The organism is Streptomyces sp. NPDC088400, from assembly GCF_044753355.1.
Taxonomy (GTDB): Bacteria; Actinomycetota; Actinomycetes; order Streptomycetales; family Streptomycetaceae; genus Streptomyces.
In genome coordinates this window covers 474,667-491,646 of sequence record NZ_JBIVMZ010000007.1, presented here as the reverse complement: position 1 = coordinate 491,646, position 16,980 = coordinate 474,667, and the positions used below count along the sequence as shown (strand labels likewise).

Genomic DNA, 16,980 nt, shown 5'->3' with positions numbered 1-16,980 from the left:
CGCCCGGTTACATTCCGAACCCGGAAGCTAAGCCTCACAGCGCCGATGGTACTGCAGGGGGGACCCTGTGGGAGAGTAGGACGCCGCCGAACAATTATTGTGGGAATGCCCCGCACCAGTCATGGTGCGGGGCATTCCTGCGTTCACGATCCATTCGTTTTCGCCTCAGCGTCCGTTTCGCGGACCGCCTGTGGTGTGGGAGCCGACCTCGGCGGTCGCTCCTGGGAGCTCTTGGACGGTTCTGAGCATCCCTGAACATCGGGTATGCTTTATCTCGTTGCTCGCCCCAATAGCTCAGTCGGTAGAGCGTCTCCATGGTAAGGAGAAGGTCTACGGTTCGATTCCGTATTGGGGCTCAAGTGAAGGAAAGGCCCCCGCCGATTGGCGGGGGCCTTTCCTGTTTCCGGTACTGCCGGCGCTATTTGTCAGGCAAGGCCTAGACGGTGTGGGGCTCCGGGACGCGCATGGCGAGGATGGCCATGTCGTCGGAGGCCGGCTCGGCCGCGAAGCGCTCCACGGCTCGCAATACGCGGGCGGCGACCGCGCCCGCGGTGAGGCCCGTACAGGTCGTCAGGACATCGGCCAGACCGTCGTCGCCCAGCATGCGTGCGCCCTCACGGCGCTCTGTGACGCCGTCAGTGACGCACAGGAGGACGTCGCCCGGGTCCAGGGTGATCGTCTGCTCGTACAGCTCCAAGTCCTCCATGACGCCCAGCAGTGGCTGCGGCTCCGCTGCCGGTTCGACCGTGCCGTCCTGGCGCAGGCGCAAGGGGAGCGGGTGTCCGGCGCAGACCACCTTGAGGATCGCGCTGCCGTCTTCTTGTGGCCACAACTCGCCATAAAGAAGGGTGAGGAAGCGGCTGCGGGCGCCCTCGTCGAGGATCGCCGCGTTCAGTCGTTCGAGAACCGCCGGCCCGCCGAATCCCTCGCGGGCCAGCAGGCGGAGGGCGTGCCGGGCCAGGCCGGTGACGGCCGCCGCTTCCGGCCCCGTACCGCAGACGTCGCCGATGGCGAATCCGTAGGCACCGTCGCGGATCGGGAACAGGTCGTAGAAGTCGCCGCCGACCTCGTTGCCCTCGCCCGCGGCGCGGTAGATGACCTCGACCTCCACTCCGGGTACCTGGGGGAGCCCCGGCGGCAGCAAGCTCCGCTGGAGTGCCTGGCTGATGGCTGTGCGCTCGGAATAGAGGCGGGCGTTGTCGAGGGCGAGTGCCGCTCGGCGGGAGAGGTCTTCCGCGAGTTCCAGGATCTCTTGGCGGAAGTGGTCGTCGGACGGCTTGCCGAGGGTCAGCATGCCGATGACCCGGTTACGGGCCACCAGTGGCAGGACCACGGTCTCGCCGCCGACCGCGGCCGCTGTTGCCAGCGTCGTGCCGATGCCCGAGGACACCGGTGAGGAGCTGCCTTCCAGCTCACGCATGGAGTTGCGCAGCGCAGCCTGGTGGGCGGCCGCCGCGGGTGCTGTCCAGATGCGGGCGCCCGGCGTGGGAACCGGGTCCGGTGGGTCGATCTTGGAGAGCAGGGCCTTGAGGCCGTCGATGCGCTCCTCGTCCTCGTGCAGCACATAGGAGAGGTACGGGTCCGACGACTGGTCCGCGATCGTGTAGACGGCGCACCAGGTGGCCAGGGTGGGGACGGTCATCTGCGCCATCAGAGCCAGCGTCTGGTCGCGGTCCAGTGTGCCGGCGAGCAGGTCCGAGGCCTCGACGAGGAAGGAGAGCGAGCCACGGCGGAGACGTTCGAGTTCGCCGAGACGAGCCGATTCGACGGCCAGGGCGATACGGTCCGCGGCGAACTGGAGGCGCAGCGCCTCCTCGTTCGAGTAGCGCCCGGCTCCCTCCGCGGCGACGCCCAGGGAGCCGGTGAGTCTTCCCTCGACCTTGAGCGGGACGGTCACTACGGAGCGCATCCCGGTGTCGTTGAGCAGCGGGACGGCCCCGGGGACCGCGGTGAGGTCGTCGTGGACGGCGGGCATCCGCGCCGAGCCGTAGCGGCCCGTGCCGGCCTCCACGGGGACGCGTGCGAAGCGCTGGCGGGCGGACGGGAGCCCGGTGGAGGCCCGTACTTCCAGTTCCGTCTCGTCGTCCGTGGCCAGGAGGAGGAAGGCCGAGTCGCCGTCGAGCATGTCACGGGCGCGTTCCACCGTGCGCTGGAGCAGCCCGTCGAGGTCGTCGGGGGCCGGGGAGCCGATGAAGACTTCGAAGGGGTCGACACTGCGGCTCTCGGAACCGGCCTCGGTGGCAGGGGCGCGCAACGGTGTCTGGATGACGGCGCGTTCGTAGTCGCGTACCAGCAGACAGACCGTGGACGGTTCGCCCTGGGTGTCGCGCACCCGGAGGTGGGAGGCGTAGACGGGGATGACCCGGCCGTCGGCGTGCCGGATGCCGTAACTGCCCTCCCAGCGGGAGAGCAGGAGGGCCTCGGCGATGCCTGTGCCGATGCCGGGCGTGTGCGGCCAGGCGGCGATGTCGGTCAGGGGTTTGCCGACGACCTGCTCGTCGGTGTACCCGAAGATGGTTTCCGCGTCCTCGTTCCAGCCGGCGATGGCGCCGGACTGGTCGATCTGGACGACTGCGACCCGAACGCGTTCGTCGGCGACGGGGAGCAGACTGGGAGGGAGGACGGGGCCGGCGGAACGGGTACCGACCGGGCGCTGTGGCAGGTCGAGCTGGAACCAGACCTGCTTGAACGTCGGCGAGTATTCGACACCCCAGCGTGAGGCGAGGGCCGCGCAGAGCAGCAGTCCCCGGCCGTTCTCCCGGTCCGGGTTGGCGAACGACTGACCGGTGCCCTGTATGGGAACTTCACGTTCGGGGTAGCGGTCGGCGACCTCGACCCGGACGCCGTCCTCGGTGCGAAGGCACAGCACATCGGCGGAGGTGCCGGCATGAATGACGGCATTGGTGACAAGTTCACTGGTGAGGACGACGGCATCGTCGACCACATCGGAGTAGCCCCACCCCTGGAGCGTGTCACGGACAAAGGCGCGGGCAGTCGCTACGGACCGCCCGACAGGGTCGAAGCTGGCAGCCGCCCGCGCGGTGATCACAGAACTCCTCGTACGCGTTTCGACGCCCGGCTCCGGCATGATCGGCCCCGCCCTCCAGGTGCCCGGTGGTAGTACCTTCGCCAGTCCGCCCCCGCCGGGCGGACCGGGACGGTTGGACAGCCGGATGCCAGGTTACTTACCTTCGCTGTCCGAACGGATGCCGGTCACCACTGTTTCCGCCCTCTGGGGGTGGGGACGCTAGTCGAAGCTGCCGAACTGTTATCGCCTGGTTCGGCCATGGTGAAACACTGGGCAGGCTTTCGGAGACGGCCCGGGCAGAACGTTCAAACCCTGCGGGAGGGACACGGTGGAGTCTGGCACGGCAGCGCGTGGCACGAGCACGCGCGCGAAAGGCGGACGGTCCCGGAACAATGGGACGACCGAGGTGGACTCTGCGGAGCTGAACAGACTCCTGACCGCCTTGGTGGCGATGAGGGACGGCAACTTCCGTAAACGCCTCACCGTTTCGGGTGACGACGTGATGGCGGAGATCGCCGCTGTCTTCAACGAGGTCGCCGACCGCAACCTCCACCTCACGGGTGAGTTGGCCCGCGTACGGCGCATGGTCGGGCGGGAGGGAAAGCTCACCGAGCGGCTGGAGACCGGGGCTTGCGAGGGCTCCTGGGCCGCGGCCATCGACGCGTCGAACGCGCTGGTGGACGACCTGTCGCGGCCTGTGTCCGAGGTGGGCCGGGTACTTTCCGCCGTCGCCGAGGGCGATCTGGAGCAGCGGATGGAGCTGCGCTGGCACTCCACCGACGGGGCGGAGCGGCCGCTGCGCGGCGAGTTCCTGAAGGTGGCCCGTACGGTCAACAACCTGGTCGACCAGCTCTCGGCGTTCACCGACGAGGTGACCCGGGTGGCGCTGGAGGTCGGTACCGAGGGCAAGCTCGGTGGCCAGGCCAAGGTGCGCGGTATGTCCGGATCGTGGAAGGACCTCACCGACTCGGTCAACACGATGGCGTATCGATTGACCGCTCAGGTGCGTGACATTGCTCTCGTTACGACGGCGGTCGCCAAGGGTGATCTGTCGCGCAAGGTCACGGTGCATGTGGCCGGCGAGATGCTTCAGCTGAAGAACACCGTCAACACGATGGTGGACCAGCTGTCGTCCTTCTCCTCCGAGGTCACGCGAGTGGCCCGGGAGGTCGGCACCGAGGGTGAACTGGGCGGTCAGGCGACCGTGCCCGGCGTGGCCGGGGTGTGGAAGGACCTCACCGATTCCGTGAACACGATGGCCGGCAACCTGACCAACCAGGTGCGTGGCATCGCCGAGGTCACCACGGCCGTCGCCAACGGTGATCTGTCGCAGAAGGTCACGGTGAGCGCGCGGGGCGAGGTCGCCCAGCTCGCCGAGACCATCAACCAGATGACCGAGACGCTCCGTACGTTCGCGGACGAAGTGACCCGGGTGGCGAGCGAAGTCGGCGCCGAGGGGCTGTTGGGCGGGCAGGCTCAGGTGCCTGGTGCCGCCGGGACTTGGAAGGACTTGACGGACTCCGTCAACACGGCGTTCCGGAATCTCACTCTTCAGGTGCGGGACATCGCGCAGGTGACGACGTCGGTCGCGAACGGCGACATGTCGCAGAAGGTCACCGTCGATGTCGCGGGCGAGATGCTGGAGTTGAAGAACACCGTCAACACGATGGTGGCGCAGCTCCAGTCGTTCGGTTCCGAAGTCACGCGGGTCGCGCGGGAGGTCGGTGTCGAAGGCCGGCTCGGCGGCCAAGCCGAAGTGCCGGGAGCCGCTGGGACCTGGAAGGACCTCACGGATTCGGTCAACACGGCGTTCCGGAACCTCACCGGTCAGGTGCGGGACATCGCGCAGGTGACGACAGCGGTGGCCAACGGCGATCTGACGCAGAAGGTCACGGTCAATGTCGCGGGCGAGATGCTGGAGTTGAAGAACACTGTCAACACGATGGTGGCGCAGCTCTCCTCCTTCGCGGACCAAGTGACGCGCATGGCGCGGGACGTGGGCACGGAGGGGCGGCTCGGCGGCCAGGCGCGGGTGGACGGCGTCAGCGGTACGTGGAAGGAACTCACGGACTCCGTCAACTTCATGGCCGGGAACCTGACCGATCAGGTGCGGCAGATCGCGCAGGTGACCACGGCGGTGGCGCGTGGTGACCTGTCGCAGAAGATCGACGTGGATGCCCGGGGCGAGATCCTGGAGCTGAAGAACACCATCAACACGATGGTCGATCAGCTCTCGGCCTTCGCCGACCAGGTGACCAGGGTCGCGCGTGAAGTGGGTACGGACGGCCGGCTGGGCGGTCAGGCGCAGGTGCCGGGCGTCGCCGGTGTCTGGCGCGACCTGACCGACTCCGTGAACGGCATGGCGGGCAACCTCACCGCGCAGGTCCGCAATATCGCGGGGGTCGCCACGGCGGTGGCGCGCGGTGACCTGTCGCAGAAGATCGATGTGGATGCCCGGGGCGAGATCCTGGAGCTGAAGAACACCCTGAACACGATGGTGGACCAGCTGTCCAACTTCGCCGAGCAGGTTACCCGGGTGGCCCGCGAGGTGGGCACCGAGGGAATCCTGGGCGGTCAGGCCGAGGTCCAGGGCGTCTCCGGTACGTGGAAGGACCTCACCCAGTCCGTCAACTTCATGGCGAACAACCTGACGTCCCAGGTCCGCAATATCGCCGAGGTCACCACGGCGGTCGCCAAGGGCGACCTGTCGAAGAAGATCACCGTCGATGCGAGGGGCGAGATCCTCGACCTGGTCACGACCGTCAACACGATGGTCGACCAGCTGTTGAACTTCGCCGACGAAGTGACACGTGTCGCCCGTGAGGTCGGTACGGAGGGCATCCTGGGCGGTCAGGCGCGGGTCCGCGGTGTCACCGGGATCTGGAAGGACCTCAGCGACAACGTCAACACCATGGCCAACAACCTGACAAGTCAGGTACGGAACATCTCGCGGGTCTCGTCGGCGGTCGCCAACGGTGATCTGACGAAGAAGGTGACCGTCGAGGCACGTGGCGAGGTCGCGGAACTCGCCGACACCGTCAACACGATGGTGACGACCCTGTCCTCCTTCGCGGACGAGGTGACGCGCGTCGCCCGCGAGGTGGGCACCGAGGGGGAACTGGGCGGCCAGGCCCGGGTACCGGGCGTGTCGGGGACGTGGAAGGACCTCACCGAGTCGGTGAACTCGATGGCGTCCAACCTGACCGGTCAGGTGCGCCAGATCGCGACCGTCACCACCGCCATCGCCAAGGGAGATCTCACCAAGAAGATCGACATCGATGCGCGCGGCGAGATTCTGGAGCTGAAGAACACCATCAACACGATGGTGGACCAGCTCTCCTCCTTCGCCGATCAGGTCACCCGGGTGGCCCGTGAGGTGGGTACGGACGGCCAGTTGGGCGGTCAGGCGCGGGTGCGGGACGTCGACGGCACCTGGCGCGACCTCACCGAATCGGTGAACGAGATGGCCGGCAACCTGACCCGTCAGGTGCGGGCGATCGCGGCCGTGGCCACCGCGGTGACCCGAGGCGATCTCAACCTCAAGATCGATGTGGACGCGGCGGGCGAGATCCAGGTCCTCCAGGACAACATCAATACGATGATCGCCAACCTGCGGGACACCACCCTCGCCAATGAGGAGCAGGACTGGCTGAAGGGCAACCTCGCCCGTATCTCCGGTCTGATGCAGGGCCGCCGCGATCTCGAGGACGTGGCTTCGCTGATCATGAGCGAGCTGACCCCGGTGGTCTCGGCACAGCATGGCGCGTTCTTCCTGGCGATGCAGACCGGCGCGGTGCCCCAGGTGGGTACGGACGGCGGCAAGGACGCCTCGTACGAGCTGTGCATGCGCGGCAGTTACGGCTACTCGGCCGGCGCGATGCCGACGTCGTTCCGGCCCGGTGAGACGCTCATCGGTACGGCGGCCGAGGAGAAGCGCACCATCCAGGTCAATGTGCCGCCGGGCTATCTCAAGATCTCGTCCGGGCTCGGGGAGGCTTCGCCGGCGTATGTGATCGTGCTGCCGGTGCTCTTCGAGGGGAAGGTCCTCGGTGTGATCGAGCTGGCGTCGTTCCAGCCGTTCACCCATATCCAGCGGGACTTCCTCAATCAGATCGCCGAGATGATCGCGACGAGCGTCAACACCATCAGCGTCAACTCGAAGACCGAGGTGCTGCTGAAGCAGTCGCAGGAGCTCACCGAGCAGCTGCGGGAGCGCTCGGCGGAACTGGAGAACCGGCAGAAGGCGCTTCAGGAGTCCAACGCGGAGCTGGAGGAGAAGGCCGAGCTGCTGGCACAGCAGAACCGCGACATCGAGGTGAAGAACACCGAGATCGAAGAGGCCAGGCAGGTGCTGGAGGAGCGGGCCGAGCAGCTCGCGGTCTCGATGCGCTACAAGTCGGAGTTCCTGGCGAACATGTCGCACGAGCTGCGTACACCGCTCAACTCGCTGCTGATCCTCGCCAAGCTTCTCGCGGACAACGCCGAGTCGAATCTCTCGCCGAAGCAGGTGGAGTTCGCGGAGACCATCCACGGCGCGGGTTCCGATCTGCTGCAACTGATCAACGACATCCTCGATCTCTCCAAGGTCGAGGCGGGCAAGATGGACGTCAGTCCGACCCGGATCGCCCTGGTGCAGCTGGTCGACTATGTGGAGGCGACCTTCCGGCCGCTGACCGCGGAGAAGGGGCTCGACTTCTCCGTACGGGTCTCGCCCGAGCTGCCCGCGACCCTGCACACGGACGAACAGCGGCTCTTGCAGGTGCTGCGCAATCTGCTGTCCAACGCGGTGAAGTTCACCGACAGCGGCGCGGTGGAGCTGGTGATCCGGCCGGCCGGTACGGACGTCCCGAACGCCATCAGGGAACAGTTGCTGGAGGCGGGCTCGCTGCGTGACGCCGACGGCGACCTGATCGCGTTCTCGGTCACCGACACCGGGATCGGTATCGCGTCGAGCAAGATGCGGGTCATCTTCGAGGCGTTCAAGCAGGCGGACGGTACGACCAGCCGGAAGTACGGCGGTACGGGGCTGGGTCTGTCGATCAGCCGGGAGATCGCGCGCCTGCTGGGTGGTGAGATTCACGCGGCGAGCGAACCGAGCCGGGGCTCGACCTTCACTCTCTATCTGCCGCTGCACCCCAGCGAATTGCCCCCACAGGGATATCCACAGCTGACGCCCGCGGGCATGCAGCCGCTGGGGCGTGTGTCGGACAGCCTCACGCGTGCGGGTACGGCGGGGCAGCCTCGTCAGTTGGAGGCGGCCCCGCCCGCGCCGCCGGAACTCCCGGAGCCTGCCACGCTGTTCCGTCGCCGCCGCAAGAGCACGGAGGCGGGGGAGCAGGGTACGGGGCCGGCCGGACAGGAGCAGGGGTCCGAGGCGCAGCCGGGGACATCCGGCCCGTCGGCCGGGGCCTCAGGTGCCTCGGACGGGGCGTCAGGCACCACGGACCCGGGTTCTTCGGCCGGTTCTCCAGGCAGTTCGGGCGGCCTGGAGAACTCCTGGGCCGACGGAATGGCCGGAACCGGCCGTCAGGAGGCGCCCAGGGAACGCCGTACGTTCATGTTCACCGGCGAGAAGGTGCTGATCGTCGATGACGATATCCGTAATGTCTTCGCTCTCACCAGCGTGCTGGAACAGCACGGTCTGGCGGTGCTGTACGCGGAGAACGGCCGTGAGGGCATCGAAGTCCTGGAGCAGCATGACGACGTGACGGTCGTTCTGATGGATATCATGATGCCGGAGATGGACGGATACGCGACGACGACGGCGATCCGCAGGATGCCGCAGTTCGCCGGACTGCCGATCATCGCGCTCACGGCGAAGGCGATGAAGGGCGACCGGGAGAAGGCCATCGACTCCGGTGCTTCCGACTATGTGACGAAGCCAGTTGATCCCGATCACTTGCTGTCTGTAATGGAGCAGTGGATGCATGACAGGTGATCGATTGATGAGCGATTCATCGTGATGTCCTGACCGACTGTGGCCGGGGGCGTGTGAGGCGGTCTTATTCGGGGAACCTTCTGGTCTCCCGCTACGTTTCTGCTTCGGGCACAGTGACATCACGGTGACAGGGTGTGGCGACGGGCGGGGTGCAGCTACCATGACCGGCACAAGGACGGACGGCGTAAGGGAGTCGTCCCCTGGGGCGATGTCCGGCGTTTCGCCGGAGGCCGCGAGCAGGGGACGCCCCATGCCGGGGCGAGGAGGGCGGGCGGCCATGGTGCAGAAGGCCAAGATCCTCCTGGTTGATGACCGGCCGGAGAATCTGCTGGCGCTGGAGGCGATCCTCTCCGCGCTCGATCAGACGCTGGTGCGGGCATCGTCAGGGGAGGAAGCGCTCAAAGCGCTGCTGACAGACGATTTCGCGGTCATTCTGCTGGATGTCCAGATGCCAGGGATGGATGGTTTTGAGACTGCCGCGCACATCAAGCGGCGTGAACGGACGCGTGACATCCCGATCATCTTCCTCACGGCTATCAACCATGGCCCGCACCACACCTTCCGGGGATACGCGGCGGGCGCGGTGGACTACATCTCGAAGCCGTTCGACCCCTGGGTGCTGCGCGCCAAGGTGTCGGTCTTCGTCGAGCTCTACATGAAGAACTGCCAGCTGAAGGATCAGGCCGAGCTGCTCAGACTTCAGCTGGCCGGGGCGGGCGAGGCCAAGGAGCCGGCGGGTCTGCTCGCCGAACTGTCCGCGCGGCTCGCGGCAGTTGAGGAGCAGGCGGAAGCGCTCTCCAAACAGTTGGACGACGACTCGGCGGATGCCACCGCCGTGGCCACCGCCGCCCATCTGGAGCGCAAACTCACCGGTCTGCGGCGGGCGCTGGACGCGCTGGAGCCGGGCACGGGAAGTGGTTCGGCCACACTTCCCTCGCAGAACTGAGCGTGTCCCCGACCGCCTGAGGCGTGTTGAGCCCCGGCACCACCTGCCGTATCTCGGCTGTCCCGTCTGCCCGTCCCGCCCGGCTCGCTCCGGTGGGACGGGACAGCGGAGCCCGGCGAAACCGGCTCAGCCCGCCGCTTTCGTAGGGGCGACACGAACGGGTGAAGCGGTGGGCACACGTGTCCGCGGCCGTTCACACCGGTAACCTCACCCCCATGGCCTCACGTACGTCCGGCAAGGGTTCCCAGGGCACGGCGGGCACCGCAAAGCCGCGGGCCGGCCGTACGACCGGCGCCGCTAAGGCGGCGCCCGCCAAGAAGGCGCCGGCGAAGAAAACCGCGTCCGCGAAGAAAGCACCGGCCAAGAAGGCGCCTGCGAAGAAGGCGGTGGCGAAGCCGGTTCCCAAAGCCGCACCGTCGCCCACCGCGGGCGTCTACCGGCTCGTGCGCGCCGTATGGCTCGGCATGGCGCACGGCGTCGGTGCCATGTTCCGCGGCATAGGGCGTGGTGCGAAGGGACTTGACCCGGCGCACCGCAAGGACGGGGTGGCCCTGTTGCTGCTCGGCCTCGCCCTTGTCGTCGCGGCGGGCACCTGGTCGAACCTGCAGGGACCGGTGGGCGATCTGATCGAGATGCTCATCACCGGCGCCTTCGGCCGGCTCGATCTGCTGGTACCGATACTGCTGGGCGTCATGGCTGTTCGGCTGATCCTCTATCCGGAGAAGCCGGAGGCCAACGGACGGATCGTCGTCGGGCTCTCCGCACTGGTCGTCGGTGTGCTCGGGCTCGTCCACATCGCCTGCGGCGCCCCGGGGCGCGGCGAAGGCACCGAAGCGATCCAGGACGCGGGCGGTCTCATCGGCTGGGCCGCCTCCAAGCCGCTGATCTTCACCATGGGTGACGTACTCGCCGTACCGCTGCTTCTGCTGCTCACCGTCTTCGGCCTGCTGGTCGTCACCGCCACCCCCGTCAACGCCATCCCGCAGCGGCTGCGGCTGCTCGGCACCAAGCTGGGGATCGTCCAGCCCGCTCACGAGCCGGAGTACGAGGCCGGCGACGATGAGCGGTACGACGAGCAGTGGCGCGAAGCGCTGCCGGGGGGCGCGCGCCGTCCGTCCGCGCGCCGGGGTGCGGCGCGGGGGGAGTACGACCCCGACGAGGCGGAGGCGGAGGCACTCTCCAAGCGGCGCAGGCCGCGCCGGAGTTCTGTGCAGCCGTCCATGGACCGGCCCCTCGACGCCGTGGATGTGGCTGCCGCCGCGGCGGCGGCACTGGACGGCGCCGTGCTCAACGGGATGCCGCCCTCGCCGCTCGTCGCGGACCTCACCCAGGGCGTCTCCACCCAGGGCGTTTCCACGGACCGTAAGCGCAAGCCGGGGCAGCGGCCCGGCGAACGGTCGGACGACGCGGCCCCCGCGGAGCGCTCCGTACCCGTACCGACCGCCCGAGAGCCCGAGAAGCCGGCCGCCGGTGTCGCGGATCTGACCAAGCCCGCGCCCCGGCAGGACAAGCCGCTGCCGCCTCGCGCGGAACAGCTCCAACTCCGCGGCGACATCACGTACTCGCTGCCCTCGCTGGACCTGCTGGAGCGCGGCGGCCCCGGCAAGACGCGCAGCGCCGCCAATGACGCCGTCGTCGCCTCGCTCACCCAGGTCTTCATGGAGTTCAAGGTCGATGCGGCCGTCACCGGCTTCACCCGGGGGCCGACGGTCACGCGGTACGAGGTGGAGCTCGGCCCGGCCGTGAAGGTCGAGCGCATCACCGCGCTCACCAAGAACATCGCGTACGCGGTGGCCAGCCCCGACGTACGGATCATCTCGCCGATCCCCGGCAAGTCCGCCGTCGGTATCGAGATCCCCAACACCGACCGCGAGATGGTCAATCTCGGCGATGTGCTGCGGCTCGCTGACGCCGCCGAAGACGACCATCCGATGCTGGTCGCGCTCGGCAAGAACGTCGAGGGCGGCTACGAGATGGCCAATCTCGCGAAGATGCCGCACGTACTGGTCGCGGGCGCCACCGGATCCGGTAAGTCGTCCTGCATCAACTGCCTGATCACCTCGGTGATGGTCCGGGCGACCCCGGAGGACGTCCGGATGGTCCTCGTCGACCCCAAGCGGGTCGAGCTGACCGCGTACGAGGGCATCCCGCACCTGATCACGCCGATCATCACCAACCCCAAGCGGGCCGCCGAGGCGCTCCAGTGGGTCGTACGGGAGATGGATCTGCGGTACGACGACCTCGCCGCGTACGGCTACCGGCACATCGACGACTTCAACCATGCCGTACGCACCGGCAAGGCCAAGGTGCCCGAGGGCAGCGAGCGCGAGCTCGCGCCCTATCCGTATCTGCTGGTCATCGTGGACGAGCTGGCCGACCTGATGATGGTCGCGCCGCGCGATGTCGAGGACGCCATCGTCCGTATCACTCAGCTGGCCCGCGCCGCCGGTATCCATCTGGTGCTCGCCACACAGCGGCCGTCGGTCGATGTCGTGACCGGTCTGATCAAGGCGAATGTCCCCTCACGGCTCGCCTTCGCGACCTCCTCGCTGGCGGACAGCCGGGTCATCCTCGACCAGCCGGGCGCGGAGAAGCTGATCGGCAAGGGCGACGGGCTGTTCCTTCCGATGGGGGCGAACAAACCCACGCGTATGCAGGGCGCCTTTGTCACCGAGGACGAGGTCGCGGCGGTCGTCCAGCACTGCAAGGATCAGATGACACCGGTCTTCCGTGACGATGTCGTGGTCGGGACAGCGAAGAAGAAGGACATCGACGAGGACATCGGTGACGATCTCGATCTGCTCTGCCAGGCCGTCGAACTGGTGGTCTCCACCCAGTTCGGCTCGACCTCGATGCTCCAGCGGAAGCTGCGCGTCGGCTTCGCCAAGGCCGGCCGGCTGATGGATTTGATGGAGTCGAGGAACATCGTCGGACCGACCGAGGGTTCCAAGGCCCGCGACGTCCTGGTGAAGTCGGACGAGGTGGATGGAGTGCTGGCCGTGATCCGTGGGGAGTCTCTGACATAGAGGTCATACCCGGGGTGGCAGATGCCCGTGGGATCTCCGAGGATGCCGGGGACGACGTGGAGACCGGTTTTCCGGCCGGATTCCCGGGAATCCAGGGGCAACCGTTTCCCTTGGGCGGACGTCAAGTTGAGAGGGGAAGAGCTTCATGTCCCTCTCCCACGCTCTCCGGCCATTCTGATGGCGTACAAAGTGCATCCGCCCGGTTGCCCCACCCTTTCGTACCACCCATAGACTGAACCCCCAGCAGGTGGCTACACGCTCGAAAGGCGCCCCCGTGTCCATCGGCAACTCTTCCGACGGCAGTGCCCCCGACGACAACTCCCCTGAAGACAACTCCCCTGAAGACGACCGCCCTTCGGTCGGTCAGGCCCTTCAGCAAGCACGTATCGCCGCGAATCTGACCGTCGACGAGGTCAGCGGATCCACGCGGGTGCGCGTCCCCATCGTGCACGCGATCGAGCAGGACGATTTCTCACGCTGTGGCGGCGACGTCTACGCCCGTGGCCACATTCGTATGCTCGCCCACAAGGTCGGGCTCGATCCGAAGCCCCTCATCGACCAGTTCGACGCGGAACACGGCGGGCGCCCCGCGCCCACGCCCGCGGCGCCGCTGTTCGAGGCGGAGCGGATCCGGCCCGAAAGGCGCCGGCCCAACTGGACCGCCCCCATGGTCGCGGCGATCGTCGCCGTGATCGGTTTCGTCGGCTTCACCCTGTTCAACGGTGCGGACGGCGGAAAGACCAAGCAGGTCGCCGAAGGTTCGACGCCCGAGAAGGGCAACGTCAAACCGAGTGCCACCAAGTCGGCCGCACCGAAGCCGGACCCGTCGGAGAGCGCCATCGCGGCCGCTCCGCGCGACAAGGTCACGGTGAAGCTGTCCGCGATAGAAGACAAGAGCTGGATCTCCGCCAAGGCACACAACGGCAAGCTGCTGTTCGACGGCACCCTCAACAAGGGCGATTCCAAGACCTTCCAGGACGACGAGCGGATCGATCTGATCCTCGGGAACGCCGGGGCGATCGAGCTCTTCGTGAACGGCAAGAAGGTCGGGGACGAGTTCGAAACGGGCCAGGTCGAGCGGCTCTCGTACACGCAGGGTGACCCGGAAGCGGGCTGAGCAACCCTGCACGCCAAGGGCAGGGCCAGGACAAAGTAGTCTTGCGCCCATGCCCGAACGCCGTACCGTCGCCCTTGTCACTCTTGGCTGCGCCCGTAACGAGGTGGACTCGGAGGAGCTTGCAGGCCGCTTGGCAGCGGATGGCTGGGAGCTCGTCCAGGACGCCTCCGGGGCGGATGTCGCCGTCGTCAACACCTGTGGATTCGTCGAGGCCGCGAAGAAGGACTCCGTCGACGCCCTGCTGGAAGCCAACGATCTCAAGGATCAAGGGAGAACCCAGGCCGTCGTCGCCGTCGGCTGCATGGCCGAGCGGTACGGCAAGGAGCTGGCGGAAGCCCTGCCCGAGGCGGACGGCGTGCTCGGATTCGACGACTATTCCGACATCTCCGACCGTCTTCAGACCATCCTGAACGGCGGCATCCACGCCTCGCACACCCCCCGGGACCGTCGCAAGCTGCTGCCGCTCAGCCCGGTCGAACGGCAGAGTGCCGCCGGTGTGGCCCTGCCGGGGCACGGCGACGCCTCCCCGGCCCCCGGGAGCGCCGAGATCGTTCCGGCCCCCGAGGACCTGCCGGAGGGGCTCGCTCCGGCCTCCGGGCCCCGGGCTCCCCTGCGGCGGCGGCTCGACCGCAGCCCCGTCGCCTCCGTGAAGCTCGCGTCCGGCTGTGACCGGCGCTGTTCCTTCTGCGCCATCCCGTCGTTCCGCGGTTCCTTCATCTCCCGTCGCCCCTCCGATGTGCTGGGCGAGACGCGCTGGCTGGCCGAGCAGGGCGTGAAGGAGGTCATGCTCGTCTCCGAGAACAACACCTCGTACGGCAAGGACCTCGGCGACATCCGGCTGCTGGAGACGTTGCTGCCCGAGCTGGCGGACGTCGACGGGATCGAGCGGGTACGGGTCAGCTACCTCCAGCCCGCCGAGATGCGGCCGGGCCTGATCGACGTCCTGACCTCGACGCCCAAGGTCGCGCCGTACTTCGATCTGTCCTTCCAGCACTCGGCGCCCGGTGTGCTGCGCGCGATGCGGCGCTTCGGTGACACCGACCGCTTCCTGGAGCTGCTGGCGACCATCCGCGGGAAGGCGCCCCAGGCCGGTGTGCGCTCCAACTTCATCGTCGGCTTCCCCGGCGAGACCGAGGCGGACTTCGCCGAGCTGGAGCGCTTCCTCACGGGCGCGCGGCTGGACGCCATCGGTGTCTTCGGCTACTCGGACGAGGACGGGACCGAGGCCGCGACGTACGGCGACAAGCTGGACGGCGACGTCATCGCCGAGCGGCTGTCGCACCTGTCGCGGCTGGCCGAGGAACTGACCGCTCAGCGGGCCGAGGAGCGGCTCGGCGAGAGCCTGCAGGTGCTGGTCGAGTCGGTCGACCCGGAGGGCGGGACCGGGGAGGCGGCGGTGGGCCGCGCGGCGCACCAGGCGCCCGAGACCGACGGTCAGGTGATCTTCACTTCGAGCGAGGGCTTGCGTCCCGGTCGTATGGTCGAGGCAAAGGTGGTCGGTACCGAGGGCGTGGATCTCGTGGCCGAGTGCTACGAGCTTTCGGGGGGCGACCCTCGAATCCCGGGCGAGGAGGCGGCCAGATGAGCGGAGTCCCGGCGTCCGCAGCCGGTGGAACCGGCGCGAAGCCGGCACCCGGCGGCAAGCTGGGGGCCGCGGTCAATCAGGCCGGCCTGTGGAACATCGCCAATATCCTGACCATGATGCGGCTCCTGCTGGTGCCCGGCTTCGTGATGCTGCTGATCCAGGACGGCGGTTTTGATCCGGTCTGGCGGGCCTGGGCCTGGGCGGCCTTCGCCGTCGCCATGATCACGGACGTTTTCGACGGTCATCTGGCCCGTACGTACAACCTGGTCACCGACTTCGGGAAGATCGCCGACCCGATCGCCGACAAGGCGATCATGGGGGCCGCGCTGCTCTGTCTCTCCGTGCTCGGCGATCTGCCGTGGTGGGTCACGGGGGTCATTCTCTTCCGTGAGCTCGGGATCACGCTGATGCGTTTCTGGGTGATCAGGCACGGGATCATTCCGGCCAGCCGCGGCGGCAAGCTGAAGACCTTGGCGCAGGGCGTGGCCGTGGGGATGTACGTACTGGCGCTGACCGGGCCCCTGGCCACGCTGCGTTTCTGGGTGATGGCGGTTGCCGTGCTGCTGACGGTGCTCACCGGGCTGGATTATGTGCGGCAGGCGGTCATGCTGCGGCGCCAGGGGCTGGCGGAGGAGTGTGCCGTGGCGGAGTCGGCGCGGTGAATGACGGTTCGATGAGTGAGGCCGGGGCCGGTCCTGAGACCGGGGCCGGGGCCGGAGGCGGCGTTGTGGGTGGTGCCGGGGGAGGCGCCGGGGGTGCCCCTGTGGGCAGTGCCGCGGGTGGTGCTGCCGGGGTGGCCGGTGCTACAGGAAGTGCTGTCGGGGTCGCCGGTGCGGCACGGGTGCTGGAGGTCCTGGGGGAGCGTGACGCGACACTGGCCGTCGCGGAGTCCCTGACCGGCGGTCTGCTGGCCGGGGAGCTGACATCGGTACCCGGCGCCTCCCGGACCTTCCGCGGGTCCGTCACGGCCTACGCGACGGACCTCAAGAGGGACGTTCTGGGTGTCGACGGGGCGCTCCTGGGGGAGCGCGGCGCGGTCGACCCCGAGGTCGCGCGCCAGATGGCCGCCGGTGTACGCCGGGAGCTGGGCGCGGACTGGGGCGTGGCGACGACCGGGGTCGCGGGCCCCGATCCGCAGGACGGACAGCCGGTCGGGACCGTGTACGTAGCGGTCGTGGGGCCGGACGACAGGGGGAAAGTGACCGCTTTGCGATTGAACGGCGACCGGGCGGACATCCGTAAAGAGAGTGTGCGAAGCGCATTCGCACTGCTCCTCGGCGAACTCTGCGGGAACGAGCGGGCACAGGATACGGAAGAGAACGGGGGGAATTGATGTTTGC

8 protein-coding genes, 1 tRNA gene and 1 rRNA gene are annotated in these 16,980 nt (G+C 67.9%); 9 read left to right on the top strand and 1 reads right to left on the bottom strand.

Annotated elements, in window-relative coordinates:
• Positions 1–92: ribosomal RNA gene (rrf, locus tag ACIQD6_RS20630) — 5S ribosomal RNA — on the top strand; the annotation flags it as partial.
• Positions 93–283: 191 nt separating this feature from the next.
• Positions 284–356 (top strand) — tRNA-Thr (locus ACIQD6_RS20625).
• 80 nt (positions 357–436) lie between these two features.
• Here ACIQD6_RS20625 and ACIQD6_RS20620 read toward each other — a convergent pair.
• Positions 437–3,088 (bottom strand): SpoIIE family protein phosphatase, encoded by a 2,652-nt coding sequence (locus ACIQD6_RS20620; RefSeq protein WP_401884422.1) that lies wholly within the window; start codon positions 3,086–3,088, stop codon positions 437–439.
• A 268-nt stretch (positions 3,089–3,356) separates the two neighbouring features.
• Here ACIQD6_RS20620 and ACIQD6_RS20615 point away from each other — a divergent pair, with 268 nt between their 5' ends.
• From ACIQD6_RS20615 to ACIQD6_RS20585, 7 genes are all read left to right on the top strand, one after another.
• Positions 3,357–8,966, top strand: a complete 5,610-nt coding sequence (locus ACIQD6_RS20615) for a HAMP domain-containing protein (protein WP_401884420.1) — start codon at positions 3,357–3,359, stop codon at positions 8,964–8,966.
• A gap of 277 nt (positions 8,967–9,243) precedes the next feature.
• The gene (locus ACIQD6_RS20610) at positions 9,244–9,912 is read left to right on the top strand and encodes a two-component system response regulator (protein ID WP_401884418.1); all 669 of its coding nucleotides are present in this window, start codon (positions 9,244–9,246) and stop codon (positions 9,910–9,912) included.
• A 215-nt stretch (positions 9,913–10,127) separates the two neighbouring features.
• Positions 10,128–12,938: a DNA translocase FtsK gene (locus tag ACIQD6_RS20605; protein WP_401884417.1), complete on the top strand. Its 2,811-nt coding sequence runs from the start codon at positions 10,128–10,130 to the stop codon at positions 12,936–12,938.
• 274 nt (positions 12,939–13,212) lie between these two features.
• Positions 13,213–14,055, top strand: coding sequence for a helix-turn-helix domain-containing protein (locus tag ACIQD6_RS20600; protein WP_401884416.1), 843 nt, complete (start codon positions 13,213–13,215; stop codon positions 14,053–14,055).
• A 49-nt stretch (positions 14,056–14,104) separates the two neighbouring features.
• The gene (gene rimO / locus ACIQD6_RS20595) at positions 14,105–15,640 is read left to right on the top strand and encodes a 30S ribosomal protein S12 methylthiotransferase RimO (RefSeq protein WP_401884414.1); all 1,536 of its coding nucleotides are present in this window, start codon (positions 14,105–14,107) and stop codon (positions 15,638–15,640) included.
• On the top strand, positions 15,637–16,302 hold the full coding sequence (pgsA, locus tag ACIQD6_RS20590; protein ID WP_401884412.1) for a CDP-diacylglycerol--glycerol-3-phosphate 3-phosphatidyltransferase: 666 nt from the start codon (positions 15,637–15,639) through the stop codon (positions 16,300–16,302). The genes rimO and pgsA overlap by 4 nt, the downstream gene beginning before the upstream one ends.
• 131 nt (positions 16,303–16,433) lie before the next feature.
• Complete coding sequence (locus ACIQD6_RS20585) at positions 16,434–16,973, top strand: CinA family protein (RefSeq protein ID WP_401884411.1); 540 nt, start codon at positions 16,434–16,436, stop codon at positions 16,971–16,973.
• Positions 16,974–16,980 lie beyond the last annotated feature (7 nt).

Coding starts and splice junctions, on each gene's coding strand:
- ACIQD6_RS20620 (WP_401884422.1), bottom strand. CDS start 3,088: ATGCCGGAGCCGGGCGTCGAAACGCGTACGAGGAGTTCTGTGATCACC.
- ACIQD6_RS20610 (WP_401884418.1), top strand. CDS start 9,244: ATGGTGCAGAAGGCCAAGATCCTCCTGGTTGATGACCGGCCGGAGAAT.
- ACIQD6_RS20605 (WP_401884417.1), top strand. CDS start 10,128: ATGGCCTCACGTACGTCCGGCAAGGGTTCCCAGGGCACGGCGGGCACC.
- rimO (WP_401884414.1), top strand. CDS start 14,105: ATGCCCGAACGCCGTACCGTCGCCCTTGTCACTCTTGGCTGCGCCCGT.
- pgsA (WP_401884412.1), top strand. CDS start 15,637: ATGAGCGGAGTCCCGGCGTCCGCAGCCGGTGGAACCGGCGCGAAGCCG.